Genomic DNA, 26,277 nt, shown 5'->3' with positions numbered 1-26,277 from the left:
TTCACGTGTTGGCAACAAATATATCACATCATCCTGAAGGAGCTCACGGCGCCGTAAACCGCGCCGCCCAAGAACTTTTAGGCTAACAGATTGATTTTTAGCCTCCCCTCGTCAATGATGAATGTTCCCCCCTTAACCCCGAGGAACCGCCGATGTCTCAACCGATCATCGAGCTTTATACCGACAGTGAATTTTTCAGCCCGTACGCCATGTCCGCCTTTGTCGTGCTGACGGAAAAAGGCATTCCGTTCACCGTGAAGCCGGTGGATCTGGCGAAAGAAGAGAACAAAGAGGCGGCCTACGCGGCGCTGTCGCTCACCCGCCGGGTGCCGACGCTGGCGATCGGCGAGTTTCAGCTCTCGGAGTCTTCGGCGATCGCCGAATACCTGGAAGACATCCACCCGGCCCACGCCGTTTATCCGCGCGACGTGAAGCTGCGCGCCAAGGCGCGCGAGATCCAGGCCTGGCTGCGCAGCGATCTGTTGCCGATCCGCGCCGAGCGCTCGACCGAGGTGGTGTTCAACAACGGCAAGTTCCCGCCGCTGTCCGAAGCCGCGCAGGAGGCCGCGCGCAAGCTGATCGCCGCCGTGGAAAAGCTGCTGAGCCACGGGCAGGACAATCTGTTCAGGGAGTGGTGCATCGCCGACACCGATCTGGCGCTGATGCTCAACCGGCTGGTGATGCACGGCGACCCGGTGCCGGAGCGCGTGCGCCACTATGCGCACAAGCAGTGGCAGCGCCCGTCGGTGCAGGCCTGGCTGGCGTTGTCGGAAAAACGGCGCGCCTGAGAAAAAAATCGGCGGCCACGACGCCGCCGTTCTCAATGCCGAGAAACAACATCACTGCTTGAGGGAAGGCAAATCACCATCCAGAGGGCAGATAGCCTAACAATGAAGCGATGGCGTACACCGCGCTGGCCAGGTACAGCAGCACAATGCTGACCTGCAGCAGCGGGTGCGTGATCCAGTTGCACTGCCAGCGCGGGGTCTGGTCGCCCTGTTTGCGCGCGCCGCGCAGGATCAGCATCGGCATGATCGACAGGATCACCCCGCTGAACACCCCGGCGAAGTAGAGCGCGTTGACGAACGACACCAGCCCGCTGTAGGCCAGCACGAACGGCGGCACTACCACCAGCAGCAGCACGCCGAAGCGGCGCAGCGGCAGCTCGTCGTTGCCCAGCCGAAACTTGTCGAAAATATTGGTCAGGAAGCTGCCGCCCAATCCCCAGTACGAGGTTAGCATCGCACACAGCGCAAAGATGTTGGCGGAGAAGAACGCCCACTGCCCCAGCGCCTGGCCCCAGGAGATGGTGGCCACGTCGGAGATGTCATCCAGCCCGCTGAGCGCGATCACCGACATCGGCACCGCCGCCAGCAAAATGAAGGTCACCACCATACCGACGATGATCGCCTTCGGCAGTTGTTCCGGCTTGTCGGCAAAGCCGCGCGCCATTTCCGGCACGATGTACTGCGCCGAGAAGCAGAACACCACCACGTTGAACACCGGCACCATATAGCGCCAGTCACCGTCCAGCAGGTTGCGCATCTGGGTGGTATCTTTCAGCAGCGTTGCCGCCACCAGCGCGGTCAACATCACCACCATGCCGATGCTGATGAACTTCTCGCCGCGGCCGATCGCTTTCAAACCGAGGTACAGCACGCCGGCGGCGGGCACGAAGAACAGCAGGCTGCCCAGCGCCGGCGAGATGCCGAACAGCGATTGCAGCAGCTTGCCGCTGCCGGTCATGTAGGCGGTAAGCGCCCCGACGCTGTTGACGCACACCGAAGCGAACATCAGCCAGGCGCCCAGGCCGCCGACGTAGCGCTTCGCCAGCCCGCTCAGCTGCAGATGTGCGCGGGTGCGCAGCGTGGATTCGGCGACGTACAGCATAGTGATGGTGGTCAGGCTCCCCACCAGCACCAGCCAGAACAGCAGCGGCAGGAAACCGGCCTTGCTGGAGGCGTAGGCGATGGAGAGCACCCCGGCGCCGATATTGGTGCCGACGATCATCGCCACCCCTTCAAGGAAACTTAACGATTTGGCGGGTGCAGGTGCTCGCACCCCGGCGGCAAGCGCCGGAGAAACAGAGGTATTATCAGACATGCATCATCCTTTATCGCCCGGCGACGCTGGCCGCCGGGATGGGTTAACGTCCTGACGCTCAACGGCTCACATCGATACACAGGTATTTCAGCTCCAGATATTCTTCTATCCCGTAGCGCGATCCTTCACGCCCGAGCCCTGACTGTTTCACGCCGCCGAACGGCGCCACTTCGTTGGAAATCAGCCCGGTGTTGATGCCGACCATGCCGTACTCCAGCGCTTCCGGCACGCGCCACTGGCGCGCGGCGTTCTGCGTGAACAGGTAGGCGGCCAGGCCGAATTCGGTGTCGTTGGCCATGGCGATGGCTTCCGCCTCGTCATGGAAGCGGAACAGCGGCGCCACCGGCCCGAAGGTCTCTTCTTTGGCGAAGCGCATTTTCTGCGTCACGCCGGTCACCACCGTCGGCTGGAAGAAGGTACCGCCCAGCGCGTGCGGCTGGCCACCGGTGGCGATCTGCGCCCCTTTGATCAGCGCGTCGTCGATATGGCTCTGCACCTTCGCCACCGCATCGCTGTCGATCAGCGGCCCCTGGGTGGTGCCTTCCTGGCTGCCGTCGCCGACTTTCAACTGCTCGACCGCCGCCACCAGTTTCTCTGCCAGCCGCTCGTAGATGCCGTCCTGCACGTAGATGCGGTTGGCGCAAACGCAGGTCTGGCCGCTGTTGCGGAACTTGGAGGCCATAATGCCCGCCACCGCCGCGTCCAGATTGGCGTCGTCGAACACGATGACCGGCGCGTTGCCGCCCAGCTCCAGCGACAGCTTCTTGATGCTCGGCGCGCACTGCGCCATCAGAATGCGGCCGACCTCGGTCGAACCGGTAAAGCTCAGCTTGCGCACCACCGGGCTGTCGCACAGCACCTTGCCCACCTGCGCCGCTTCCCCAGTCACCACCTGCAACACGCCGGCGGGAATGCCGACGTCCTGCGCCAGCTTGGCCAGCGCCAACGCGGTCAACGGCGTTTGCTCGGCCGGTTTGACGATGATGGCGCAACCGGCCGCCAGCGCCGGCGCCACCTTACGGGTAATCATCGCCGCCGGGAAATTCCACGGGGTGACGGCCGCGCACACGCCGATCGGCTGCTTCACCACCACCAGGCGCTGCGAAGCCTGCGGTGCCTGCAATACCGCACCGTCCACCCGCTTGGCTTCTTCGGCGAACCAGGTGATGAACGACGCGGCGTAGGCCACTTCGCCGCGCGCTTCCGCCAGCGATTTACCCTGCTCGGCGGTCATCAGCTGCGCCAGATCTTCCTGCGCGGCCAGCACCTTGTCGGCCCAGGCCAACAGCAGCGCGGAACGCTGCTTGGCGGTCAGCTGTTTCCAGTCGTTTTGCGCCCGCTGCGCCGCCGCGATCGCCTGCTGGGTTTCCTCTTCGCTGACCAGCGGAATGCTGGCCAGTTCGGCGCCGGTGGCCGGGTTGATCACCGCTTCGCGCTTGCCGCTCAGGGCATCGCACCATTCACCGTTGATCAGACACTGGCTGCGCAACAGCTCGGGATTGTTCAATTTCATGCCGTTCGCTCCTTAGTGAGCCAGCGCGCGGGACAGGATGCCCATCGCCTTGGTGAACTGATCGTCTGGGATGGTCAGCGGATACAGGAAGCGGATCACGTTGCCGTTCACGCCGCAGCTCAGCAGCAGCAGCCCTTCTTCCATCGCCTTCTGCTGCACCTGACGGGTGATATCGGCAGATGGTTTACCGGTGGCCGGATCGTTGAACTCCACCGCCACCATCGAACCTTGCGCGCGCACATCCGCAATTGCCGGGCTGGTTTTGCGCGCCTGCTGCAGCACTTCCACCAGGTGCTGCCCCAAGCGCTGGGCGCGCTGGCACAGCTGCTCTTCTTCGATCACGTCCAGCACCGCGTGCGCCGCGGCCACCGCCAGCGGGTTACCGGCGTAGGTGCCGCCCAGCCCGCCCGGCGCCGGCGCGTCCATCACCTCGGCGCGGCCCGCCACCGCCGACAGTGGCATGCCACCCGCCAGGCTTTTCGCCATGGTGATCAGATCCGGTTTAACGCTGTAGTGCTCCATGGCGAACAGCTTGCCGGTACGGGCGAAGCCGGTCTGTACTTCGTCGGCAATGAGAAGAATGCCGTGCTGGTCGCACAGCGCGCGCAGCGCCTGCATAAAGTCGGCCGGCGCCACGTTGAAACCGCCTTCGCCCTGCACCGGCTCCAGCACGATCGCCGCCACCTGCTTGGGATCGATATCCGCTTTAAACAAGCGATCCAGGCTGTTCATCGCGTCTTCGGTAGTCACGCCGTACAGCGCATTCGGGTACTGGCCGTGGAACACCGAGCCGGGGAACGGCCCGAAGCCCAGTTTGTAAGGCGCCACTTTGCCGGTCAGCGCCATGGTCATGTAGGTACGGCCGTGGAAGCCGCCGCCGAAGGTGATCAAGCCCGGGCGGCCGGTGTAAGCGCGGGCGATCTTCACCGCGTTTTCCACCGCCTCCGCGCCGGTGGTGAAGAAGGCGGTTTTACACGGGCCGGCGATCGGCGCGCGCTGGTTGATGCGCTCCGCCAGCGAGACATAGCTTTCGTAAGGAACGATCTGATAGGCGGTGTGGGTGAAGGCCTGCAGCTGCTTTTCAATCGCGGCGATCACCTTCGGGTGGCGGTGGCCGGTGTTCAGCACGGCGATCCCCGAGGCGAAATCGATCACTTCTTTGCCTTCCACATCCCACAGCGTGGCGTTCTCTGCGCGCTCGGCGTAAAAACCACACATCACGCCCACTCCGCGCGGGGTGGCGTCCTGACGGCGTTGGTTCAATTCTGCGTTTTTCATGCTGTTCTCTCCGGTCGGTGCCAGTTACACGTTTCGTTCACATTCGTGAAACAATGCCGTTTATTTACACAGGATGTGGCCCTATAATCGAGTGCCAGTTGCGAATAATTGAGGGATCCAATTGCGCTCATTGAGTGGTGATCTGTTGCTGCAGCGCCTCGGCGAGCAGCCCGATGACAAGCTGCACAAGCGGCTTTACAACGCGATCCGCACCAGCATTCTCGACGGCAGCCTGCCGCCCTCCAGCCGCTTGCCCGCCTCGCGCGATCTGGCGCAGGAGCTCAGCCTGTCCCGCAACACCGTATTAACCGTTTATGAACAACTGTTGGCGGAAGGCTACGTATCGGCGCGCGCTGGCAGCGGCACCTTCGTCGCCGACACGGTGCCGGACAGCTGCCTCTCCACCGGCGGCGCGCCGGCCGACGGCAGCGGGCAACCGCGGCGCGTCGAACTGTCCGAGCGCGGCGCCACGCTGCTGCACCACGCCAGCGCCAGCCCCAAACAGTGGGGGGCGTTCATTCCCGGCGTGCCCGACGTCAACGCCTTTCCCCATCAGCTGTTCAGCAAGATCCAGGCGCGCCTCAGCCGCCGCCCGGCGCCGCAGCGGCTGACCTACAGCAATCAGGGCGGCAGCCCGGAGCTGCAGCATGCATTGGTGGAGTATTTACGGGTGGCGCGCTCGGTGCGTTGTTCGCCGGAACAGATCCTGATCACCGAGGGCATTCATCAGGCGATCGATCTGGTGACGCGCATGTTGTGTAATCCGGGGGATGACGCCTGGATCGAAGAGCCGGGCTATTGGGGGATCCGCAATATCCTGCGCATCAATGCGCTGAACATCTGCCCGCTGGCGGTGGACGAAGCCGGGCTGGTGCCGCCGGAGCAGCCGACCACCCCGCCCCGCCTGATTTTCGTCACTCCGTCGCACCAGTATCCGCTCGGCTCGGTGATGAGCCTGGCGCGCCGCCAACGGCTGCTGGCGCTGGCGCGCAACGCCGGCGGTTGGATCGTCGAGGACGATTACGACAGTGAATTCCGCTTTTCCGGCCAACCGATCCCGGCGCTGCAAGGGCTGGAGGCCGACGCGCCGGTGATTTATATCGGCACCTTCAGCAAAACGCTCTATCCGGCGCTGCGCCTCGGCTATGTGGTGTTGCCGCCGCCGCTGGTGCAGGCGCTGAAAACCGCCCACGCCGAGCTGTACCGCGGCGGGCACCTGCTGATCCAGAGCGCGCTGGCGGAGTTTATTCAGGCGGGGCATTACACCGCGCATATCCGCCGCATGCGGTTGCTGTACGCCCGGCGGCGCGCCTTCCTGACCGGCTTGATCGAACAACACCTCGGCAAACAGGCGCTCAGCGAGTTCAACAGCAACGCCGGGCTGCATCTGATCCTCAACCTGCCGGACGAGGCCGACGACGTGGCGATCGCCGCCGCCGCCGGCGCGCGCGGGGTGCTGGTGCGGCCGCTGTCGCGCTACTACATGCAGCCCAACCGCCGGCGCGGCCTGCTGATGGGGTTTGCCTGCGTACCGGAAGAGCAGATGGCCGCCGCCTTCACCCAGCTGCTGGCGTGCATCAACGCGCCCGAAATGAAAAAGGCGGCTCCTTAGGGCCGCCTTCGCGCGTTACCAGGCCTGAAGCCGCCAACCGTCCGCCTGCCGGTGCAGACGGTGCGTCGGCCGCAGCGCCTGCAGGAAGTCTTCGTCGTGCGACACCACCAGCATCGCGCCGGGGAAATCCGCCAGGGCGGTTTCGATCGCCAGCGACGACGCCAGATCCAGGTGGTTGGTCGGTTCGTCCAGCAACAGCAGCTGCGCCGGTTGCCGCCGCCACAGCGCGCAGGCCAGCGCCGCCTTCAGCCGTTCGCCACCGCTCAGCGAACCCAGCGGCAGCGCGATGCGATCGGCGCCAAGCTGCAACTGCGCCAGCCGGGTGCGCAACGCGCCTTCCACCAGCGGCGAATCCTGCAGCCCGAGATGCTCCATCACCGACAGGCTCGGGTCGAGCTGCGACAGGGTTTGATCGAGATAGGCCGTCGACAGCGGGCAATGACAATGGCCGGCAAGCGGCGCCAACTGGCCGAGAACGGTCTTCAGCAAGGTGGACTTGCCGCAGCCGTTAGGGCCGGTCAACGCCACGCGCATCGGGCCGTCGATCCGCAGATCCAGCGGCGGCGCGCTGACGAACGGCAGCTGCAGCTGTTCGAGCACCAGCACCTGCTTGTTCGCGCTCACTTCACTGCCCGGCAGCGCCAGCAACACCGGCTGTTCCTCTTCCACCCGCTGATAGGCCTCGCGCACCGCCGCATCGAGGCTGTCGCGCTGGTCCTGATGCTGTTTGCGCAGCGTGCCGAGGCTCTCCTTCGCCGCCGATTTGTAGGCCACCCGCTCGAAAGAGGCGATATTCAGCGTATCGACGACGCGCAGCGTTTGCGCCGAGCGCCGCTGGCTCATGTCGTGCTCTTTCTGCTGACGCGCGCGGGTACGGCGGCGTTCCTCGCGCGCATGCTCCAGATCGGCGCGCGCCGCCTGCTGCTCCGTGTCGCGCTGGCGGCGGTAGTCGTCGTAGTTGCCGCCGTAGCTGCGCAGCGCGCCGGGCGTCAGTTCGACGATGCGCTCCATACGCCCCAGCAGTTGCCGATCATGGCTGGCGATCAGCAGCCCGCCCTGCCACCGCTCCAGCTGCTGATACAGCCAGGCGCGCCCGGCGCTGTCGAGGTGGTTGGTCGGTTCGTCCAGCAGCAGATAATCCGCCTCCCCCAGAAAAGCGCCGCACAGCGCCGCGCGCATCCGTTCGCCGCCGCTCAAGTCGCATGCGGATCGCAACGGATCGAAGGCCGGCAGCCCGGCGGCGGCGAAGGCGCTTTGCAGGCGATCGTTGAGATCCCAGCGCCCTTCCAGACGATCGATGTCGTCCGCCAGCGGCAGCCCCTGCTCGATGCGCGCCAGCGCGGCGAACACCTCGCCGTAGCCCAGCAGCTGCGCCAGCGTGGTGTCGGCCGCGATCTCCGGCTGCTGCGCAACGTAAGCCAATGCGGCATGGGATTCGACGTGCCCGTTGCCCGGCCGATCCCGCCCGGCTATCAGGCGCAGCAGCTGGGTTTTGCCGACGCCGTTGCGCCCTACCAGGCCGCAGCGCTGCCGATCGAAAGCGAGATCCAGCGGGCCGAACAGCTTTTCGCCGTCAGCAAATTGGCAGGTCAGTTGATGTAAAACGAAATAAGGGGACTGCGCAAAATGAGCCATAAGCACTCCTGAATGAGATCAAAACATCCCCACAGGGCGCGAGAGCGCACGGCGTGGGACCAGATATCAACAGGTGTGGTTGTTCATTTTCGGTTATGGCTCCGCAGAGAGAAGGAATTTGCAACGCGCAAAGGTTAACCGATCTTTTGTTCGTTATGCAAACAGTGTCTGAGATTCATGACGTCTATCACATTCGGCGCAACGCAGATTCCCAAGCGGCGCGACAACGGCTAGATTTATCTCATCCGACCACTTGTGTTCACATAATTATAACAACGGGCCCCGATTTCACCCGATGGAGAGTGCAATGAGCAATTACCCTCACCTGCTGGCGCCGCTGGATCTCGGCTTCACTACCCTGAAAAACCGGGTGCTGATGGGATCGATGCATACCGGCCTGGAAGAGCTGCCCGACGGCCCGCAGCGCCTGGCCGCGTTCTATGCCGAGCGCGCCGCCGCCGGCGTGGCGCTGATCGTCACCGGCGGCATCGCCCCGAACGAACAGGGCGTGGTTTTTCGCGGCGGTTCGATCCTCAACAGCGAGGAGCAATTGCCTCACCACCGCCCGGTGACCGAAGCCGTCCACCGGGCGGGCGGCAAAATTGCGCTGCAGATCCTGCACACCGGCCGCTACAGCTATCAACCCAAGCTGGTCGCCCCTTCCGCCCTGCAGGCGCCGATCAACCCGTTTACGCCGAGCGCGCTCAGCGAAGCGGAGATCGAGCAGACCATCGCCGACTTCGCCCGCTGCGCGGCGCTGGCGCAGCAGGCCGGCTACGACGGCGTGGAAGTGATGGGATCCGAAGGCTATCTGATCAACCAATTCTTGACGACGCGCACCAATCAGCGCGACGACCAATGGGGCGGCAGCTTCACCAACCGCATGCGCTTCGCCGTCGAGACCATCAGGGCGGTGCGCCAGGCGGTGGGCGCGGAGTTCATTCTGATCTACCGGCTGTCGATGCTCGATCTGGTGGAAGACGGCTCCAGCTGGCAGGAGATCGAGCAGCTGGCGCTGGCGGTTGAACAGGCGGGCGCCACGATCATCAATACCGGCATCGGCTGGCACGAAGCGCGTATTCCGACTATCGCCACCATGGTGCCGCGCGCCGGGTTCAGCTGGGTGACCCGCAAGCTGATGGGCAAGGTCGGCATCCCGCTGATCACCACCAACCGCATCAACGATCCGGCGGTGGCCGAGCAGGTGCTGGCGGACGGCTGCGCCGACATGGTGTCGATGGCGCGTCCGTTCCTCGCCGACGCCGCCTTTGTGCAGAAAGCCGCCGAGGGGCGCGCCGACGAGATCAATACCTGCATCGGCTGCAACCAGGCCTGTCTCGACCAGATTTTTGAAGGCAAGCTGACTTCCTGCCTGGTCAACCCGCGCGCCTGCCGCGAAACCGAAATGCCGCTGACAATGGCGGAGAAACCGAAAAAACTGGCGGTGATCGGCGCCGGCCCCGCCGGGCTGGCCTTCGCCACCACCGCCGCCAGCCGAGGCCATCAGGTGACGCTGTTCGACGCCGCCGAGCAGATCGGCGGCCAGTTCAACATCGCCAAGCAGATCCCCGGCAAGGAAGAATTCCATGAAACCCTGCGTTACTTCCGTCGCCAGCTGGCGCTGCGCGAAGTGACGGTCAGGCTGGGCGTCAAGGTCGAGGCGGCGGATTTAAGCGAATTCGACGAAGTGATCCTCGCCTGCGGCATCGTGCCGCGCACCCCGGACATCCCCGGCATCGGCCACGCCAAGGTGCTGAGCTATCTGGACGTGCTGCGCGATAAAAAACCGGTCGGCCAGCGGGTGGCGATCGTCGGCGCCGGTGGCATCGGCTTCGACACCGCCGAGTACCTCAGCCAGCACGGCGTGTCCAGCAGCCTGGATCAGGCGGAATTCAACCGCGAATGGGGCATCGACGGCCGCCTTGAGCAGCGCGGCGGGCTGGCGGCGCAAGGGCCACAGGCACCGCGCGCCGCGCGGCAAATCTACCTGTTGCAGCGCAAAACCAGCAAAGTGGGTGAAGGCCTGGGGAAAACCACCGGTTGGATCCATCGCGCCAGCCTGGCGATGCGCGGCGTGAAAATGCTCAACAGCGTCAGCTATCGGCTGATCGACGACGAAGGGCTGCACATCACCCGCGCCGAGCAGGACAGCTGTCTGCCGGTGGACACGGTGGTCATCTGCGCCGGGCAGGAACCGCGCCGCGAGCTGCAGCAGCCGCTGCTGGCGATGGGGAAAACCGTGCATCTGATCGGCGGCGCCGACGTGGCCGCCGAGCTGGACGCCCGCCGCGCGATCGATCAGGGGACGCGGCTGGCGATGGCGCTGTAAAAAAGGGGCGCACAGCGCCCCTGACATTGATGATAAACCTCATCCCCATGCCGGGTGGCAGAGAGCAGCGAATAGAAAACAAGGAAAATCAATTTATTGATTTTCGGCTGATAACCACAAAGGGGGGAAAAACCACGCTTTTTCCCCCCTTTGTCAACAGCATGAGGGGCGCACAGCGCCCCTTGTTATTCACTCTCAGCGACGCGCGCCGGATTTCACCGCTCTCAAGATCACGAACTTCTTGTTCGAGGCCACCAGCGTGCAGTTGCCGAACAGACGCTTGAGCTTCTGGTGATAGTCGAGATGGCGGTTGCCGACGATGCGCAATTCGCCGCCCACCTGCAGACAGCGCTTGGCGTCGCAGAACATCTGCCAGGCGGTGTGATCGGTGATGGCGTGCTGCTGGTGGAACGGCGGGTTGCACAACACCGCCTGCACGCTTTCGCGCTCGATGCCCGCCAGCGCGTTGTTCACCTCAAATTGGCAACGATCCAGCTCTTGCGGCAGGTTGTGCTCCACGTTCAGTTCGCTGGAGGCCACCGCCATGTAAGATTCATCGACGAAGGTCACCTGCGCTTCCGGGTTTTGCGCCAGCGCCGTCAGGCCAATCACGCCGTTGCCGCAGCCCAGATCGACGATATGGCCGTTCAGGCCGCGCGGCAGATGCTCCATAAACAGGCGCGCGCCGATATCCAGGCTGCCGCGCGAGAAGACGTTGGCGTGGTTATGGATAAGCCAATCGGTGCCGTCCAGCGGCCAGTCGGTGGTTTCCGCCGCCGCCGGCGGGACGATGTCCGCCGCCTGGCAGAAGATCAGGCGCGCTTTTTTCCACGCCAGGCTGGTGCGCGTCGGGCCCAGCACCTTTTCAAACAGCTGCATCGTCGAGGTGTGCACGTCGCGCGCCTTGGCGCCGGCGACGATCAGCGTGTCTTCGGTCACGACGTGGCGCAGCGCGCGCAGCTGCTGCTCCAGCAGCGCCAGCGCCTTCGGCACGCGAATCAACACCACCGCCGGCGCCGCCGGCAGCTCGGCCAGGCTGTCCAGCAGCGTAACCTGCTCGGGATCCAGCCCGTTGAGCTTGAGGTTGTGGCGCGTCGCCAGCTGGCTCATGTAGGAGTCGCTGACGCTGTAAGGGCGATGCGCGTGCAGCGCACAGGCCAGGGTGCCGAAGTTATCGTTGAAAATCAGCACCGGGCGGCCGCCGATATCTACGTTTTCAAGCTGTTGCAGCAGATATTCGTCCGCCGCTTCCCACGCCTGCAGTTGGGTGGATTCTTCCTGTTGGGGATAACGCTCCAGCTCAAGTTGCTGTGTTCCCAGATCGAGTTGGCTCATTGCCCCTCCTGACTGATAAAATTTGGGCTGTTTATCCCCTAAAAACGCCCGTCAGTAAAATGTTTTTTCGGATAAATTGCGTATGCCAGGATTTGAGCGAAAAAACAGCATAGAATGACCGACTGAATGGCCGTTGATACGGAACAAGAATGTCTGAATTGACCTACCTGCAAGGCTACCCAACGCATCTGCAAAGCCAGGTGCAGCAACTGATCCATCAGAATCGGCTGGGAGACGTGCTGCTGCAGCGCTATCCGCAGGTGCACGACTGCACCACCGACAAGTCGCTGTATCAGTTTACCGTCGATCTGAAAAACCAGTATCTGCGCAACGCCCAGCCGCTGAGCAAGGTGGCCTACGACAGCAAGATCCACGTCATGAAGCACGCGCTTGGCCTGCACACCGCCATCTCGCGCGTGCAGGGCGGCAAACTGAAGGCCAAGGCGGAAATCCGCGTGGCGACGGTGTTCAAGGTCGCGCCCGAACCCTTTTTGCGCATGATCGTGGTGCATGAGCTGGCGCACCTGAAAGAGAAAGATCACAACAAGGCGTTCTACAGCCTGTGCTGCCATATGGAGCCGGATTACCACCAGTTGGAGTTCGATACCCGGCTGTATCTGACGCACCTTTCGCTGTTCGGCGAGCTGTATGCATAGCGAGTGAGGGCGTGATAATCTGCGGTTTTAGGCCTGGACCGGAGCTCGCCATGATTCGCTTTGCCGTCGTCGGCACCAACTGGATTACGGAACGTTTTATCGATGCCGCCCATGAAAGCGGCAAACTCAAGCTGAGCGCCGTGTATTCACGCTCGCTGGAACAGGCGCAGGCGTTTGGCGCCAACTATCAGGTCACGCAGTTTTTCGACTCGCTCGAGGCGATGGCGCAGTCTGACGCCATAGACGCGGTGTATATCGCCAGCCCCAACTCCCTGCACTGCTCGCAATCGCTGCTGTTCCTGCGCCATAAAAAGCACGTGATCTGCGAAAAACCGCTGGCCTCCAACCAGCGCGAAGCGGAACAGCTGGTCGCCTGCGCGCGGGAAAACCAGGTGGTGCTGTTCGAGGCGTTCAAAAGCGCCTATCTGCCGAATTTCCTGGCGCTGCAGCAGGCATTGCCTAAAGTCGGCCGGCTGCGCAAAGCCTTTATCAACTATTGCCAATACTCTTCGCGCTATCCGCGCTATCTCGCCGGCGAGAATCCCAACACCTTTAACCCGCAGTTTTCCAACGGCTCGATCATGGACATCGGCTACTACTGCCTGGCCAGCGCGGTGGCGCTGTTCGGCGCGCCGCAGTCGGTGCTGGCCAGCGCCACGCTGCTGGATACTGGCGTGGACGCCCACGGCACCGTCTGCCTGAACTACGGCGATTTCGACGTCACGCTTTCCCATTCCAAGGTCAGCGACTCGGCACTCCCCAGCGAGATCCAGGGGGAAGAAGGCACGCTGATTATCGACAAGATTTCCGAGTGTCAGGGAGTGGCGCTGACGCCGCGCGGCGGCAACCGGCAGGACCTGAGCCAGACGCAGCACATCAACACCATGCTGTATGAAGCGCTGGCTTTCGCCGAGCGGGTTGAGCAGCGTCAGGTGGAACATCCGGAGCTGGAGAATTCGCTGATCGTCGCCCACCTGCTGACCGACATCCGCCGCCAGACCGGCGTCGTCTTCCCCGCCGACGGAGAATGAGATGAAACCGCTGCTCGTGATGCAAACCGGCGACGCGCCGCAGGCCATTCGTCAGGAATTGGCCAACTTTGATGGCATGTTCCTGCAACAGGGGAATATCGACGCCGAACGCGCGCACATCGTGCATCTGCCCGCCGGCGAAAGGCCGTTGCCGCCGGCCGCCTATTGCGGCGTGGTCATCACCGGCTCGCCGGCGATGGTGACCGAACGGCTGCCGTGGAGCGAGGAGGCCGCCGAATGGCTGCGTCAGGCGATGGCGATCAAACTGCCGCTGTTCGGCGTCTGCTACGGCCACCAACTGTTGGCCTACGCGCTCGGCGGCGAAGTGGGCTATCACCCGCAGGGCATGGAGGTCGGCACGCTGGAGATCGAACTGCTGCCCGCCGCGGCCGACGATCGGCGGCTCACCCTGCTGCCACCGCGATTCAAGGCCAATCTTATCCACTCGCAGAGCGTGCTGACGCCGCCCGCCGGCGCGCAGACGCTGGCGCGTTCGCAGCAGGACGCGCACCAGATCCTGCGCTATGGCGATCACGCTCTGACCACCCAGTTCCACCCGGAATTCAACGGCGCGGTGATGAGCCAGTATCTGCAGTGGCTCGGCGAACTGCATCCCGAGCAGCAAGCCCGCTATCAACAGCAACAACAACAGGTTAGCGACACGCCGTTCAGCCGCCTGCTGCTGCAGGGATTCGTCGTCAGCCTCGGCGCGCAAAAAGCGATGGCCGGCTAACGCGATTCACGTTGACCGCCGACACATTTTGCATTACTTTCTGCTCTGCAAAGGGGAGTAACTTCATTGCCGGTCAATCGTCATTACGATGCGCAAGCATCCGGTTACCGGGCAACCTGATGTCAAAGGTGTAACCACCTTCATCAACGTTGTAAGTGAGACCTTGCCGGAAGGCGAGGTTTGCTTGCAGCGTTCACAGAGCGGCTGGCGTCTTCCGACGTTGGCCGTTTTTGTTTTTGAAGGATACCTCTGATGATGAATTCCGTTGGCACACCGTGGTTATGGGGCAGCTTCGCCGCCGTCATAGTCGTGATGCTCGCAATCGATCTCCTGTTGCAGGGCCGTAAAGGCGCGCACACCATGTCTATGAAGCAGGCCGCCAGCTGGTCGCTGGTGTGGGTCAGCCTCTCCCTGCTGTTCAATTTCGGTTTCTGGTACTACCTGAATGAAACCGCCGGGCGCGCCGTCGCCGATACCCAGGCGTTGGCCTTCCTTACCGGCTACCTGATCGAAAAAGCGCTGGCGGTGGATAACGTGTTCGTCTGGCTGATGCTGTTCAGCTACTTCGCCGTGCCGGCCAACCTGCAGCGGCGAGTGCTGATCTACGGCGTGCTAGGGGCGATCGTGCTGCGTACCATTATGATCTTCGCCGGCAGCTGGCTGGTCAGCCAATTCCAGTGGCTGCTGTATCTGTTCGGCGCCTTCCTGCTGTTCACCGGTATCAAAATGGCGCTGGCGAAGGAAGATGACTCGGCGATCGGCGACAAGCCGCTGGTGAAATGGCTGCGCAGCCACCTGCGCATGACCGACAACCTGGAAGGCGAGCGCTTCTTCGTGCGCCGCAACGGCATCCTGTTCGCCACCCCGCTGGTGCTGGTGCTGATCCTGGTAGAGCTGAGCGACGTGATCTTCGCGGTGGACAGCATTCCGGCGATCTTCGCCGTGACCACTGACCCGTTCATCGTCCTGACCTCCAACCTGTTCGCCATCATGGGCCTGCGCGCCATGTACTTCCTGCTGGCCAACGTGGCGGAGCGTTTCTCGATGCTGAAATACGGCCTGTCGGTGATCCTGGTGTTTATCGGCATCAAGATGCTGATTATCGACTTCTTCCACATCCCGATCGGCGTATCGCTGGGCGTGGTGGCGGGCATCCTGACGCTCACCTTGCTGATTAACGCCTGGGTCAATCGCCGCAACGATCGCCTGGCGAATAAACAACCATAATCTGTTATCCGGGGCGCTAGTCGCCCCGTGATTGTTTGGCAATTCCCCCAAAACGCCAAACGTTATTGCGATCACACAAATGTAACCAGTATGTTATCAAGTGTTGATCCGCGCTTAGAATTTCACCTTCGCCTCTTTCCAACATCATTCGATTGCTGAATACTGATTCGGCAAACACACTTAGTTACAGAATCATATAAAGCCACCCGGCGTCGTTCCCGCCGCGGCGGCCAGATAACATCAGGAAGAAAGCACTATGCAAAAACTACTACAAAAGATCACGCAGGGTAGCCTGGTCAAACAAATCATGGTCGGCCTGGTGGCTGGCATTCTGTTGGCGCTGGTTTCGCCGGCGGCGGCCTCCGCCGTTGGCCTGCTCGGTTCCCTGTTCGTCGGCGCGCTGAAGGCGGTGGCGCCGGTGCTGGTGCTGGTGCTGGTGATGGCCTCGATCGCCAACCATAAACAGGGGCAGAAGACCAACATTCGCCCAATCCTGTTCCTCTACCTGCTGGGCACCTTCGCCGCGGCGCTGGTGGCGGTCGTCGTCAGCTTTATCTTCCCTTCCACGCTGGCGCTGAGCACCGGCGCGACGGACATTACCCCGCCGGGCGGCATTGTGGAGGTGATGAAGGGCCTGTTGATGAGCGTGGTGGCCAACCCGTTCCATGCGCTGATTAACGCCAACTACATCGGTATTCTGGCGTGGGCCGTCGGGCTGGGGCTGGCGCTGCGCCACGCTTCCGAAACCACCAAGGGGCTGATCAACGACATGTCCCATGCGGTCACGCTGGTGGTGCGCGCGGTGATCCGCTGTGCGCCGCTCGGCATCTTCGGCCTGGTGGCTTCCACGCTGGCGGAAACCGGTTTCGGCGCGCTGTGGGGCTACGCCCAATTGCTGATGGTGTTAATCGGCTGCATGCTGCTGGTGGCGCTGGTGCTCAACCCGCTGATCGTTTACTGGAAGATCCGCCGCAATCCGTATCCGCTGGTGTTCGCCTGCCTGCGCGAGAGCGGCGTAACCGCCTTCTTCACCCGCAGCTCGGCCGCCAACATCCCGGTGAACATGGAGCTGTGCAAGAAGCTGAACCTGAATGAGGACACCTACTCGGTTTCCATCCCGTTGGGCGCGACCATCAATATGGCCGGTGCGGCGATCACCATCACCGTACTGACGCTGGCGGCGGTAAACACGCTGGGCATCGCGGTGGACGTTCCGACCGCCCTGCTGCTGAGCGTGGTGGCCGCCCTCTGCGCCTGCGGCGCGTCCGGCGTGGCCGGCGGCTCGCTGCTGCTGATCCCGCTGGCGTGCAACATGTTCGGCATTCCGAACGACGTGGCGATGCAGGTGGTAGCGGTCGGCTTTATCATCGGCGTGCTGCAGGATTCGGCGGAAACGGCCCTCAACTCCTCCACCGACGTGCTGTTCACCGCCGCGGCCTGCCAGGCGGAAGACCAGCGGCTGGCGAACGAAGACCCGCTGAAGGTGCGTTAATCCCACCCTGGCTGCATTGCAAAGGCGCTCTTTCGAGCGCCTTTTTTGTCAGCCTTACAGCGTCACTCCGCTTTTAAAGATCGCCAGCTCGCGGAAATCGTTGGCTTCATTGCGCGCCGGACGGCCGTTGGCGATCTCGACGATCAGATCGACGAAACGGCTGAGCAAGGTCTCCATCGCCACGCCGTGAACCAGACCGCCGGCGTCGAAATCGATCCAGTGCGGTTTCTTCGCCGCCAGTTCGCTGTTGGTCGCCAGCTTCACCGTCGGCACAAAGCCGCCGTACGGCGTGCCGCGCCCGGTGCTGAACAGCACCATATGGCAGCCGGCGCCGGCCAGCGCGCTGGTCGCCACCGCGTCGTTGCCCGGCGCGCTGAGCAGATTCAACCCCGGCACGCGCAGCCGCTCGCCGTATTTCAGCACGTCTACCACCTGGCTCAGGCCCGCTTTTTGGGTGCAGCCAAGCGATTTCTCTTCCAGCGTGGTAATGCCGCCGGCCTTGTTGCCCGGCGACGGGTTCTCGTATATCGGCTGTTGATGGGCGATGAAATAGCGTTTGAAATCGTTGATCATGTCGACGGTTTTGTCGAAAGTCTCCCCATCGCGGCAGCGGCTCATCAGGATGCGCTCGGCGCCGAACATCTCCGGCACTTCGGTCAGCACCGTGGTGCCGCCATTGGCGATCACATAGTCGGAAAACCGTCCCAGCAGCGGGTTGGCGGTAATGCCCGACAGTCCGTCCGAACCGCCGCACTCCAGGCCGAACTTCAGCTCGCTCAGGCGGCCCGGCTCGCGGCGATCGTGGCGCATCTCACGGTATAGCTCGTGCAGCAGCCCCAGCCCGGCCTCCACCTCGTCGTCCTGCTGTTGGCACACCATAAAGCGCAGCCGCCGCTCGTCCGCCATCCCCAGCGTGGCGCGAAAGGCCTCCACCTGATTGTTCTCGCACCCCAGCCCGATCACCAGCACCGCGCCGGCGTTGGGATGGCGCGCCATGTTTTGCAGCATGATGCGGGTGTTGGCATGATCCTGTCCCAGCTGCGAGCAACCGAACGGATGGCTGAACAGATGCACGCCGTCGATCCCCTTCGCCTGCGTTTGCTGCAAAAAGCGCTGCTGGATCTGGCGGGCGATGCCGTTGACGCAGCCGACGGTCGGCACGATCCACAGTTCGTTGCGGATCCCCACGTCGCCGCCGGCCCGGCGGTACAGCTGCACCTCGCGATCCGCCGCCTGCGGCGGCAACGCCGGAAACTGCGGCTGGTAACGGTAGCTGTCCAGATCGCTCAGGTTGGTTTTGGCGTTTTGCGAATGAATATATTCCCCGGGCCCGATGGCCGCGAGCGCGTGGCCGATCGGCTGGCCATATTTGATGATGTCCTCGCCCTTTGCGATCGGGCCGAGCGCAAACTTGTGCCCGCGCGCCACCGGCTGCGCCAGTTGAACGCGCTCCCCGTCCAGCTCAACCGTTTCTCCGGCGGCCAGATCGCGCAGCGCCACCGCCACGTTATCCTGCTCGTGAATCTTTATCGTACTTTGCATAAACCGGTCCCGGATAACGGCTACGCCAGTTCAATGGCGAAATAGTTTTTGGCGTTGTCGAAACAGATGTTTTTCACCATCTCGCCCAGCAGCGCGAGATCCGCCGGCGCTTCGCCGTCCGTCACCCAGCGGCCGATCATCTGGCAAAGAATGCGGCGGAAGTATTCATGCCGCGTATACGACAGGAAGCTGCGGCTGTCGGTCAGCATGCCGACGAAGCGGCTCAGCAACCCGAGCTGCGCCAGCTGCGTCATTTGGCGCTGCATGCCGTCCTTCTGATCGTTGAACCACCAGCCGGAGCCGAACTGCATCTTGCCCGGCGTGCCTTCCCCCTGGAAATTGCCGATCATGGTGCCGATCACTTCGTTATCGCGCGGGTTGAGGCAATAGAGAATGGTTTTCGGCAGGCCGCCCTGCCGCGCCTGGGCATCCAGCAGCCGCGACAGCGGCTCCGCCAGCGGCCGATCGTTGATCGAGTCGAAGCCGATATCCGGCCCGACGGCGGCCAGCATGCGGCTGTTGTTATTGCGCAGCGCGCCGATATGGTACTGCTGCACCCAGCCGCGGCGCCGGTATTCGCCGGCCAGGAACAGCAGCACTGCGCTTTTGAACTGGGCGCTCTGTTCCGGGGTCGGCAGCTCGCCGTTCAGGCGGCGCAGCAGGATCGCATCCAGCGCCGCTTCGTCGGCCTCGCCGAACACCACCACGTCCAGCGCATGATCGGCCACCTTGCAACCGTGGGCGGCGAAGTGATCCATGCGCTTGTACAGCGCGTCGCACAGCGCGCTGAAGCGGCCGATGGCGGTGTCCGCCGCCGCCTCCAGCTGCCGCAGATAGTCGTTGAAGCCAGGCGCATCGATGGCGAAGGCCTTGTCCGGCCGCCAGCTCGGCAACACCTTGATATCGAAGCTGTGATCGTCGGCGATCGCCCGATGATGGCGCAGATCGTCGATCGGATCGTCGGTGGTGCCGACCATTTTCACGTTCATCTGCCGCATGATGCCGCGCGCGCGAAACTCATCCTGCGCCAGCAGCGCATTGCCGCGCTGCCAGATCTCATCCGCCGTGGCCGGCGACAGCAACGTTCCGGTGATGCCGAACGGCCGGCGCAGCTCCAGATGCGTCCAGTGATAGAGCGGATTGCCGATGGTGTGCGGCACCGTGGCGGCCCAGGCGTCGAATTTCTCGCGATCGCCCGCATCGCCGGTGCACAGCCGCTCCGCCACGCCGTTGGTGCGCATCGCCCGCCATTTATAGTGATCGCCCCGCAGCCAGATATCGTACAGGTTGCTGAAGCGGGTATTCTCCGCGATCTGCTGCGGCGGCAAATGGCAGTGATAATCGAAAATCGGCTGGTCCGCCGCGTAGTCATGATACAAACGCCGGGCAAATTCGCTGTCCAGCAGGAAATCTTCGCTCAAAAACGTCGCCATCTCGGGCTCCTTACCTTACTTGCCGTGCGGCATGGGGTTCGAATTACAAAAGTTATCACACCAATTTTAATGAGCGTCCAGCAAATTTTTCTCGACGCCTGCCGTTTTGCTGTCCCTCAATCCCTTTTCTGCTCGTTTTTACGGCAAGCTTGCGCCATAAATGCGCTATTTCATCGGCGACAGTATCGCTCAGGCGAATAATTCCTTTTGTGATATCACTCAACTTTTAAACCTGTATGACAGGTTATTGTCTCGCCAGCCGCATCGCCGGCCATACCTTCAAACGGGGAGACATTTCGGATGCGTAAAATTAAAGGGTTACGCTGGTACATGATCGGGCTGGTGACCGTCGGCACCGTGCTGGGCTACCTGACCCGCAACGCCATCGCCGTGGCGGCGCCGACGCTGGAAGATACGCTGCACATCACCACCCAACAGTATTCCTACATCGTCGCCGCCTACTCCGCCTGCTACACCGTGATGCAGCCGGTGGCGGGCTATGTGCTTGACGTGCTGGGCACCAAGGTCGGCTACGCCATGTTCGCCATTCTGTGGGCGCTGTTCTGCATGGGCACCGCGCTGGCCAACAGCTGGGGCGGCCTGGCGCTGGCGCGCGGCGCGGTCGGCATGGCCGAGGCGGCGATGATCCCCGCCGGGCTGAAGGTCAGCAGCGAGTGGTTTCCGGCCAAAGAGCGTTCGATCGCCGTCGGCTATTTCAACGTCGGTTCGTCGATCGGCGGCATGATCGCCCCGCCGCTGGTGGTATGGGCCATCGTGGCGCACAGCTGGGAGATGGCGTTCATCATCACCGGCGTGCTGAGCCTGATCTGGGCCATCTGCTGGCTGCTGTTCTACAAGCACCCGAAAGATCAGAAGAAACTGAGCCAGGAAGAACGCCGTTACATCCTCGAAGGCCAGGAGGCGCAGCACCAGACCTCTAACGCCAAAAAAATGTCCGCCTGGCAGATCGTGCGCAACCGCCAGTTCTGGGGCATCGCCCTGCCGCGTTTTCTGGCGGAGCCGGCCTGGGGCACCTTCAACGCCTGGATCCCGCTGTTCATGTTCAAGGCCTACGGTTTTAACCTGAAAGAGATCGCCATGTTCGCCTGGATGCCGATGCTGTTCGCCGATCTCGGCTGCATCGTCGGCGGCTACCTGCCGCCGCTGTTCCAGAAGTATTTCAAGGTCAATCTGATCGTCTCGCGCAAGCTGGTGGTGACGATGGGGGCGGTGTTGATGATCGGCCCCGGCATGATTGGCCTGTTCACCAGCCCTTACGCGGCTATCGCGCTGTTGTGCGTCGGCGGCTTCGCCCATCAGGCGCTGTCCGGCGCGCTGATCACCCTCTCTTCCGACGTGTTCGGCCGCAATGAGGTGGCGACCGCCAACGGCCTGACCGGGATGGCGGCCTGGACCGCCAGCACGCTGTTCGCGCTGGTGGTCGGCGCCCTGGCGGACACTCTCGGCTTCAGCCCGCTGTTCGCCGCACTGTCGGTCTTCGATATTCTCGGCGCCATCGTCATCTGGACGGTGCTGCAAAACCGCCCGGCCGCCGAAGCGCAACCGGCCGCGCTGCAGCCGTCTCCGGCGCGCAGCTGATCCCGTCGCCCGGCCCCCGCGCCGGGCCTTCTGCTCCTCTGGCAGCGGTGCCGAATAAGTGGTATAACAAATCCGATGGCCACGCGCCCCTTCCCACCGCACCGTATAGAGCATTCACTATGGAATTCACTGAAACCAGACGCCTGTATCAGCAACTGGCCGCCGAGCTTAAACAACGCATCGAAAGCGGCCGCTACCCGGTGGGCGACAAGCTGCCGGCCGAGCGATACATCGCCGAAGAGATGAATGTCAGCCGCACCGTGGTGCGCGAAGCGATCATCATGCTGGAAGTGGAAGGCTATGTGGACGTGCGCAAGGGATCCGGGATCCACGTGGTGTCCAACCAGCAAAAACACCTGGTGGTGCCGGGCGACAGCATCGAGTTCGCCACCGCCGGCCCGTTTGAGCTGCTGCAGGCGCGCCAGCTGATCGAAAGCAACATCGCCGAATTCGCCGCCACCCAGGTGACCAAGCAAGATATCGTGCAGCTGATGGAGATCCAGGAGCACGCCCGCAAAGAGGATCGCTTTCGCGACTCGCAGTGGGATCTGAAGTTCCACGTGCAGGTGGCGCTGGCCACCCAGAACACCGCCATGGCCACCATCGTGGAAAAAATGTGGGTGCAGCGGGTCAACAACCCTTACTGGAAGAAACTGCACGAACATATCGACGAACGTTCGATCGCCAGCTGGTGCGACGATCACGATCAGATCCTCAAGGCGCTGATGCGCAAAGATCCTTACGCCGCCAAACTGGCGATGTGGCAACACCTGGAAAACACCAAGCAGATGCTGTTCAACGCCACCAGCGACGATTTCGAATACAATGCCGACCGCTATCTGTTCGCCGAGAATCCGGTGGTGCATCTGGATGGCGTGAGCCACGAACCGAAATAGCCACGGCGGTCAAAAACCGTCGGCTTATGTCAGGTAATGTAAAATCCGCTGAATCGATGCCGGAACCGCCGTTTGCCGTGTACTATTTCACCGTCGGCAACGTAGATTTCCCTGTTGCCAATCGTGCTATTTTGGTAGAGTTAGCCCACTTTTTTACCCATTGCTGCGGGGGCGGGACGCGAATAAATGCGCTGGTTGTTTGCCATGCTGATTGCTGTTTTTTGCTGGACCGGTTCGGTCTCCGGCCAACAGCTATGCGTGGCGTCACCCAAGCCAACCCCCAGCGCGCTGAGCAGCCTGCCGCTGCTGGCGGAGCCGGCGCTTTCCCCCTATGATCATGTGTATCGGGCACCGGCCGAAGCGCGCCGCAAAGCCCCCGGCAAGTTGCCGCTGCTGCTGCCCAGAGCGCACTCTTTCCCCGGTTCGCTGCTCGCATCCTCCCTGCCGGCGCCGGTCTATACCTTGGCCGCAGAGCCGGGCTACCGAATTCGCTTCCCCCGCCAGGACACTCCGGCTCCCAACCGGCTTGCCCAGGTCGACTGGATGCTGGACGCCTCCAGGCAACAGAGTCGGCAGGCCGGCTGGAAAGAAAGTAACATGCAGTACCGTGGCACGCTGACTTATCACCTATGACCGGTGTCGCACCGCTAAAAACCTTAAAGCAACGCCGTTTCATCGTTATCAGCATTCAGGATCGCCGCGCGCTTTCAGCCCACGCCCGTTCCGCCGCTGAGATAAAAATAAACAATGACGTTTTAGGAACACCGGATGGACATCATTAAAGAACTGATACATGCCCTGTGGCAGCAGGATTTTGAGACGCTGGCGAACCCTTCGTTGGTGTGGACCCTCTACATCCTGCTGTTCATGATTCTGTTTTTGGAAAACGGCCTGCTGCCGGCCGCTTTCCTGCCGGGTGACAGCCTGCTGATCCTGGTCGGCGTGCTGATCGCCAAAGGCACCATGGGCTTCCCGCTGACCATCGTCATACTGACCGTCGCCGCCAGCCTGGGATGCTGGGTCAGCTACATACAGGGCCGGTGGCTCGGCAATACGCGAACGGTGCAAGGCTGGCTTTCGCACCTGCCGGCCCACTACCATCAACGCGCTCACAACCTGTTCCACCGCCACGGGCTTTCCGCCCTGCTGGTCGGCCGCTTCCTGGCCTTCGTGCGCACCCTGCTGCCGACCATCGCCGGCCTGTCCGGCCTGAGCAACGCGCGCTTCCAGTTCTTCAACTGGATGAGCGGCCTGCTGTGGGTCTTGATCCTGACAACGCTGGGCTTCGCACTGGGCAAAACCCCGGTGTTCCGCAAGTATGAAGATCAGCTGATGTTCTGCCTGATGATGTTGCCGCTGGTATTGTTGGTGGTCGGGTTGATCGGCTCGTTGATCGTGCTGTGGCGCAAGAAGCGCGCCAGCAGCCAGAACCCGGGGAAAGGGGCGTGACAGCAAAGCGCCCGCGCTGGCAATACGTCCTGATGATCGCGCTCGCCCTGCTGGCGTTGGCGACGCTGTTGGTGCCCTGCATGGTGCGCACCGAGAGCGAGCTGCGCATTCGCGCCAGCCAGCAAGGGCTGTCGCTGCCCGACGGTTTTTACGTCTACCAGCGCCTGGATGAGCGCGGCATCCGCATCAAAAGCATCACGCCGGAAGGCGATGGCCTGGTGATCCGTCTGGATTCGCCGGAGCAGCAGTTGCTGGCGCGCGAAGCGTTGCAAACCATTTTGCCGCCCGGTTACCACATCGCGTTGAGCGAATCCCCCGTGCCGTCGCATTGGGTACGCGAATTTGCGCGTTCCCCACTCAATCTGGGATAATCCCCCTTCATATGAAGGGGTTTCCTTTCATTGCATTATTTTCATTTTCATTCGCACCGATTAGCTCAAGAATTAATCAGTCAGCACCGAGTCACGGCTGATTCTTTGGGGGCGCGCCGGTTTCATGACTATGCTGAAGGGTAACTTCAGCCGGCGATGAACGCCCTCCTCTCGCGCTGCCGCCTTCGGCAGTCAGGAAAGCGGGTGCCTGTTCAGGCATCCCATGAAAAGGAACTGAAAGATGAAATTACGCCATTCACTGTTACTGCTGTTGCCACTCTGCACGCTGCCGGCCCTCGCTTCGGCCGCTGAGGGCGGCTGCGCCGCCAAAGCGCAAGACATCCAGCAGCAAATCGACTATGCCACCCAGCACGGCAACACCCACCGCGTGGACGGGCTGAAAAAAGCGCTGAGCGAAGTGCAGACTCACTGCACCGAAGCCGGCCTGCAGGCCGAACGCCAGAAAAATATCGCGGAGAAACAGCGCAAGGTCGACGAGCGCCGGCAGGAGCTGAAAGAAGCGCAGCAAACCGGCAAGCTGGACAAGGTCGCCAAGAAGCAGCAGAAGCTGGCGGAAGCGCAGGCTGAGCTGAAACGCGCTCAGGCGGAATAATTTTTTTGTACCAGCGGATTTATCGATGAGAGCCCCATCACACGGGATTTATTAAGCATATGGGATTGATGCCTGGTGTTATCTGCTGGCCATCACCCCTTTGCTCCGGCGAAAAAATCCGCTATGTTAAAAGTCTGTCGAAATAAACGTTAAGGAATAATCACATGGCACATGATTCAAATGCAGAAAACTTACGCGCTGAACTGAAGTCCTTAGCCGATACGCTGGAGGAAGTGCTGAACTCCTCTACCGACAAGCCGAAAGCCGAGCTGGAGAAGCTGCGCTCGAAGGCGGAAGGCGCGCTGAAAGAGACCCGCGCTCGCCTGAGCGACGCCGGTGACAAGCTGGCTTCGCAAACCAAGCAGATCGCCGGCCAGGCCGACGACTATGTGCGCGACAACCCGTGGACCGGCATCGGCATCGGCGCGGCGGTCGGCGTGGTGTTGGGCGTGCTGCTCGCGCGTCGTTAATCATGGCTGAACAACCGCAAGTGCGCGCGCAGGGCCCCGCTAAAGGGGTCCTGGATATCGGTCAGCGCATCATCACGATCCTGGTCGGCATGGTGGAAACCCGTGTCCGGCTGGCGGTGGTCGAGCTGGAAGAGGAGAAAGCCAACCTCATTCAGCTGCTGATCATGGCCGGTATGACGCTGCTGTTTACAGCCTTCGGTTTGATGAGCCTGCTGATCCTGATCTTCTGGGCCATCGATCCGGTCTATCGGCTGATGGCGCTGGGTGCCACGACCGGCGTGCTGCTGTTCCTGGCCGTGGTCGGCACCATTTGGACGCTGGTCAAGGCCCGTCGCACCACGCTGCTCGGCGCCACGCGCAAGCAGCTGGAACTCGATCGTGCTGAACTGGAGCGCGAGCCATGAGCCGCCGCCGCTATCTGGAATGGAAAAAAGAGAGGCTGATTCGCCAGATCCAGCAACAGCGTCTGGATCTGGCCGAACACAAGTCTTTATGGCTGGAAAAGACCGAACGCATCGACCGCGGCTGGCAGACGGTGTTTGGCCTGCGCCGCTATCTGGTGCTCGGTTCCAGCGTCATGGCGCTGTACGGCATCCGCCACCCCAGCAAGATGATCCGCTGGTCGCGCCGCGCTTTCGGCGCCTGGAGCGCTATCCGCCTGTTTAAAAAGACCTTCTCCGCCAAGTAAGCCCCGCGCTTTTCCTTCAAACATCCTGTTGCTCCGCCCTCGTTTCCCCCCTAAAACAGCGCTGCTTATCCCGAGGGCCGGGCAACCTGCTGACAAGCGTCAGTTTATTAGCACGCTAAAGATTCAGATTTTTTGAAAAATTACGACAGTTTTACTTGCTAACAACCTGAGCACTTCCCGCTTAACATTCACTCCATCAATTCGAGACGGAGCGGACAGGGTAAGAGACCCGCTACGCCGCCCGTTGATATGACTACCGCCGAACAGGCACA

25 protein-coding genes are annotated in these 26,277 nt (G+C 62.3%); 17 read left to right on the top strand and 8 right to left on the bottom strand.

The window, feature by feature from the left end:
- Window positions 1–152 precede the first annotated feature (152 nt).
- Entirely contained in the window at window positions 153–788 is a 636-nt protein-coding gene (yfcF, locus tag ABTW55_RS01005; RefSeq protein ID WP_033644542.1) for a glutathione transferase, read from the top strand.
- A gap of 73 nt (window positions 789–861) precedes the next feature.
- Here yfcF and ABTW55_RS01000 read toward each other — a convergent pair whose 3' ends face one another.
- From ABTW55_RS01000 to ABTW55_RS00990, 3 genes are read right to left on the bottom strand one after another with little or no spacing between them, the layout of a single operon-like run.
- The gene (locus ABTW55_RS01000) at window positions 862–2,103 is read right to left on the bottom strand and encodes an amino acid permease (RefSeq protein ID WP_060422864.1); all 1,242 of its coding nucleotides are present in this window, start codon (window positions 2,101–2,103) and stop codon (window positions 862–864) included.
- 58 nt (window positions 2,104–2,161) lie between these two features.
- The gene (locus tag ABTW55_RS00995) at window positions 2,162–3,616 is read right to left on the bottom strand and encodes an NAD-dependent succinate-semialdehyde dehydrogenase (protein ID WP_060422861.1); all 1,455 of its coding nucleotides are present in this window, start codon (window positions 3,614–3,616) and stop codon (window positions 2,162–2,164) included.
- 12 nt (window positions 3,617–3,628) lie between these two features.
- On the bottom strand, window positions 3,629–4,894 hold the full coding sequence (locus ABTW55_RS00990; protein ID WP_004937164.1) for a 4-aminobutyrate--2-oxoglutarate transaminase: 1,266 nt from the start codon (window positions 4,892–4,894) through the stop codon (window positions 3,629–3,631).
- Window positions 4,895–5,015: 121 nt separating this feature from the next.
- Here ABTW55_RS00990 and ABTW55_RS00985 point away from each other — a divergent pair, with 121 nt between their 5' ends.
- Window positions 5,016–6,506, top strand: coding sequence for a PLP-dependent aminotransferase family protein (locus ABTW55_RS00985; RefSeq protein ID WP_033654788.1), 1,491 nt, complete (start codon window positions 5,016–5,018; stop codon window positions 6,504–6,506).
- A 15-nt stretch (window positions 6,507–6,521) separates the two neighbouring features.
- Here ABTW55_RS00985 and ABTW55_RS00980 read toward each other — a convergent pair whose 3' ends face one another.
- Entirely contained in the window at window positions 6,522–8,141 is a 1,620-nt protein-coding gene (locus ABTW55_RS00980; protein ID WP_060422858.1) for an ABC-F family ATP-binding cassette domain-containing protein, read from the bottom strand.
- Between the two features lie 307 nt (window positions 8,142–8,448).
- Here ABTW55_RS00980 and ABTW55_RS00975 point away from each other — a divergent pair, with 307 nt between their 5' ends.
- Window positions 8,449–10,470, top strand: coding sequence for an FAD-dependent oxidoreductase (locus tag ABTW55_RS00975; protein ID WP_033654790.1), 2,022 nt, complete (start codon window positions 8,449–8,451; stop codon window positions 10,468–10,470).
- Window positions 10,471–10,665: 195 nt separating this feature from the next.
- Here the strand turns inward: ABTW55_RS00975 and rlmG are convergent, their stop codons facing one another.
- Window positions 10,666–11,805 carry a 23S rRNA (guanine(1835)-N(2))-methyltransferase RlmG gene (gene rlmG, locus ABTW55_RS00970; RefSeq protein WP_033636091.1) on the bottom strand — a complete coding sequence of 380 codons (1,140 nt, stop codon included), beginning with the start codon at window positions 11,803–11,805 and terminating at the stop codon, window positions 10,666–10,668.
- Window positions 11,806–11,954: 149 nt separating this feature from the next.
- Between rlmG and ABTW55_RS00965 the strand changes: the two genes are divergently transcribed.
- The 5 genes from ABTW55_RS00965 (at window position 11,955) to sstT (ending at window position 16,944) form a co-directional block, all read left to right on the top strand.
- On the top strand, window positions 11,955–12,461 hold the full coding sequence (locus ABTW55_RS00965; protein ID WP_004937154.1) for a M48 family metallopeptidase: 507 nt from the start codon (window positions 11,955–11,957) through the stop codon (window positions 12,459–12,461).
- A 50-nt stretch (window positions 12,462–12,511) separates the two neighbouring features.
- Window positions 12,512–13,492, top strand: coding sequence for a Gfo/Idh/MocA family protein (locus tag ABTW55_RS00960; RefSeq protein ID WP_060422855.1), 981 nt, complete (start codon window positions 12,512–12,514; stop codon window positions 13,490–13,492).
- A 1-nt stretch (window position 13,493) separates the two neighbouring features.
- On the top strand, window positions 13,494–14,225 hold the full coding sequence (locus tag ABTW55_RS00955; protein WP_015379152.1) for a glutamine amidotransferase: 732 nt from the start codon (window positions 13,494–13,496) through the stop codon (window positions 14,223–14,225).
- Window positions 14,226–14,477: 252 nt separating this feature from the next.
- Entirely contained in the window at window positions 14,478–15,452 is a 975-nt protein-coding gene (locus ABTW55_RS00950) for a TerC family protein (RefSeq protein WP_033649013.1), read from the top strand.
- A gap of 256 nt (window positions 15,453–15,708) precedes the next feature.
- On the top strand, window positions 15,709–16,944 hold the full coding sequence (gene sstT / locus ABTW55_RS00945; protein ID WP_033649012.1) for a serine/threonine transporter SstT: 1,236 nt from the start codon (window positions 15,709–15,711) through the stop codon (window positions 16,942–16,944).
- A gap of 54 nt (window positions 16,945–16,998) precedes the next feature.
- Here the strand turns inward: sstT and ABTW55_RS00940 are convergent, their stop codons facing one another.
- The 3 genes from ABTW55_RS00940 to ABTW55_RS00930 are packed head-to-tail and all read right to left on the bottom strand — an operon-like array spanning window position 16,999 to window position 20,142.
- Window positions 16,999–18,486 (bottom strand): UxaA family hydrolase, encoded by a 1,488-nt coding sequence (locus ABTW55_RS00940; protein WP_060422853.1) that lies wholly within the window; start codon window positions 18,484–18,486, stop codon window positions 16,999–17,001.
- A gap of 20 nt (window positions 18,487–18,506) precedes the next feature.
- Window positions 18,507–19,919, bottom strand: coding sequence for a glucuronate isomerase (uxaC, locus tag ABTW55_RS00935; RefSeq protein WP_033649010.1), 1,413 nt, complete (start codon window positions 19,917–19,919; stop codon window positions 18,507–18,509).
- A 55-nt stretch (window positions 19,920–19,974) separates the two neighbouring features.
- Window positions 19,975–20,142 (bottom strand): hypothetical protein, encoded by a 168-nt coding sequence (locus ABTW55_RS00930; protein ID WP_154609308.1) that lies wholly within the window; start codon window positions 20,140–20,142, stop codon window positions 19,975–19,977.
- Between the two features lie 77 nt (window positions 20,143–20,219).
- Between ABTW55_RS00930 and ABTW55_RS00925 the strand changes: the two genes are divergently transcribed.
- The 9 genes from ABTW55_RS00925 to ABTW55_RS00885 all read left to right on the top strand — a co-directional run bounded on the left by ABTW55_RS00925 (window position 20,220) and on the right by ABTW55_RS00885 (window position 26,005).
- Window positions 20,220–21,518 carry an MFS transporter gene (locus ABTW55_RS00925; protein ID WP_350429236.1) on the top strand — a complete coding sequence of 433 codons (1,299 nt, stop codon included), beginning with the start codon at window positions 20,220–20,222 and terminating at the stop codon, window positions 21,516–21,518.
- 119 nt (window positions 21,519–21,637) lie between these two features.
- Window positions 21,638–22,414, top strand: a complete 777-nt coding sequence (gene exuR, locus ABTW55_RS00920) for a transcriptional regulator ExuR (RefSeq protein ID WP_033636102.1) — start codon at window positions 21,638–21,640, stop codon at window positions 22,412–22,414.
- Window positions 22,415–22,600: 186 nt separating this feature from the next.
- On the top strand, window positions 22,601–23,047 hold the full coding sequence (locus ABTW55_RS00915) for a hypothetical protein (protein WP_033636103.1): 447 nt from the start codon (window positions 22,601–22,603) through the stop codon (window positions 23,045–23,047).
- Window positions 23,048–23,182: 135 nt separating this feature from the next.
- Complete coding sequence (locus tag ABTW55_RS00910; protein WP_033654796.1) at window positions 23,183–23,863, top strand: DedA family protein; 681 nt, start codon at window positions 23,183–23,185, stop codon at window positions 23,861–23,863.
- Window positions 23,860–24,234, top strand: a complete 375-nt coding sequence (mzrA, locus tag ABTW55_RS00905) for an EnvZ/OmpR regulon moderator MzrA (RefSeq protein ID WP_004937130.1) — start codon at window positions 23,860–23,862, stop codon at window positions 24,232–24,234. The genes ABTW55_RS00910 and mzrA overlap by 4 nt, the downstream gene beginning before the upstream one ends.
- A gap of 241 nt (window positions 24,235–24,475) precedes the next feature.
- On the top strand, window positions 24,476–24,847 hold the full coding sequence (locus ABTW55_RS00900; protein WP_033636105.1) for a DUF1090 domain-containing protein: 372 nt from the start codon (window positions 24,476–24,478) through the stop codon (window positions 24,845–24,847).
- Between the two features lie 164 nt (window positions 24,848–25,011).
- A complete protein-coding gene (locus tag ABTW55_RS00895) occupies window positions 25,012–25,317 on the top strand; it encodes a YqjD family protein (protein ID WP_004937125.1) in 306 nt (101 codons plus the stop codon).
- A 2-nt stretch (window positions 25,318–25,319) separates the two neighbouring features.
- The gene (locus tag ABTW55_RS00890) at window positions 25,320–25,721 is read left to right on the top strand and encodes a phage holin family protein (protein ID WP_033636106.1); all 402 of its coding nucleotides are present in this window, start codon (window positions 25,320–25,322) and stop codon (window positions 25,719–25,721) included.
- Window positions 25,718–26,005 (top strand): YqjK-like family protein, encoded by a 288-nt coding sequence (locus tag ABTW55_RS00885; RefSeq protein ID WP_004937121.1) that lies wholly within the window; start codon window positions 25,718–25,720, stop codon window positions 26,003–26,005. Before ABTW55_RS00890 ends, ABTW55_RS00885 begins: the two co-directional genes overlap by 4 nt.
- Window positions 26,006–26,277 lie beyond the last annotated feature (272 nt).

The sequence above is a fragment of the Serratia sp. SM04 genome, assembly GCF_040280225.1.
GTDB classification, from domain to species: Bacteria; Pseudomonadota; Gammaproteobacteria; order Enterobacterales; family Enterobacteriaceae; genus Serratia; species Serratia sarumanii.
The sequence above is the reverse complement of the archived record's forward strand: the minus strand, read 5'-3'. Positions and strand labels throughout refer to the sequence as shown.